At 35.7% G+C, this 1,623-nt stretch carries 2 protein-coding genes; both read right to left on the minus strand.

Features of this window, described 5'->3' with window-relative positions:
* Positions 1-327: 327 nt before the first annotated feature.
* Positions 328-963, minus strand: coding sequence for a DUF2625 family protein (locus tag KQI85_RS16270; RefSeq protein WP_216577068.1), 636 nt, complete (start codon positions 961-963; stop codon positions 328-330).
* 15 nt (positions 964-978) lie between these two features.
* Positions 979-1,623: NucA/NucB deoxyribonuclease domain-containing protein (locus tag KQI85_RS16275; RefSeq protein ID WP_216577069.1), on the minus strand; the 645-nt coding region annotated here is incomplete at its 5' end.

A 1,623-nucleotide genomic window follows, 5' to 3' on the forward strand; every position in this document is an offset into this window, starting at 1 on the left:
CTTTCAACTATTCCGTTGCCAAGTACTTTGCTTGCCTTACCTGTCTTTGTAAAGGCATCGGCTCCGGGGATTATACTTAATGCACTAAGTCCTGCATTTATATAATCTCCTTCTGTAAGATATAGCACTGCATTTACTGCATCGCATATATCTCCATGCTTCCGTCTTCTGCATATCTTACAAGCAGGTTTTTGTTCTGTCTGTCATAACAGTATTCTTCTTTTACTATGAAAGCAATACGTTCCACATATTAAGATAGCAATATTCAATTTGGTTTTTGACTGTTCCTAAATGGAGACATAATTTTAATAAAGAGATTGTATAGCATCAACAATTATCAAATTTTTGTGCATACTCTGAATTCATTCTAATTAATTCATCTGATGAAACAACTTTTTTTGTCGCAGTTTCCAAATTACATTCTTTTGCCCACAAAAAAGGATATATCAACATCATTTCATCAAATCCCGCTTTGTTACAATCTTCTTTCCAACCATTCCATCTCATACTACTATAGAATTCATCTGTATTTCCCTGTATTGTCCATGCAACAAATTCTGCATAACTCATATCCATACATTCCCACTGTAATGTATCCGGTGCAAAATACCATATTTTTTTTAGCCCTTTTTGATATTTACCCATGTTTATAGCAAATATACCCCCAACTACATCTTGAGCAACAATCATCATTTTTTCCATAGTAACATTTTCTTTTTGATAGTTATTATAAAACAGAATCCCCTTGTGTACCGAAGTTTTCTGCCCTAATATTCTGATCCAATTATCAACACAAATTCCTGATGAATAAATAATAATTACACCTAACGTTGACAAACTTAGTAGATTCATTTTTTCCAATTCCGCATATCCCACACTCTCATTTCCATCAAAAATACTTATTTCTTTCTGTGATTCACCAATTAAGTCATATACTTCATTCCACAATTCTCGTTCATTCATACTATGCTTTCCTTCCTATTCCGTTATATTATACCTATATTTTGTTCCGTTTGGATATCCTCTCAATTGATGTCCTACACTTGAACCTGACCCCCTATTGTCAGAACTATTTATTCCTCGCACGCTGGCTCCCTTACCGCCTTCTCTTGACATTGCTGGCGGATACTCATCTAAATCCTTCCCTGGTATTTTATCTATACCATTTAAAGATGCCCTTCTATTATTTTTTGCTGAAGTTCTATCGATTGTCAATATTTCTGGATGTCCATTTGCTATTGCATCTTCAATGTGTTTAGCTGATTCAGGATACTTACTTTTAGACAAATTTACTTCTACAATAATATCTGTACCACCCTTTATCGACTTCGCCGCATCCTCAACTACATCATCCGCCACTTTATCTGCTTTTTTTGCAAATGTTTCGGCTTCCTCTGTCAGCAGTTTCTTCGGCAGGTGTTTTTCGAGGTCTATTGCATCGTCTGCTTTCTTTACAAGCTTCTTGATTCCATCTGCCACGTTATCAAGGTGTTTTAGTCCGCTTTCAACTATTCCGTTGCCAAGTACTTTGCTTGCCTTACCTGTCTTTGTAAAGGCATCGGCTCCGGGGATTATACTTAATGCACTAAGTCCTGCATTTATATAATCTCCTTCTGTAAGATA

Origin of the sequence: Falcatimonas sp. MSJ-15, from assembly GCF_018918265.1 — a bacterium.
GTDB lineage: Bacteria > Bacillota > Clostridia > Lachnospirales > Lachnospiraceae > Falcatimonas.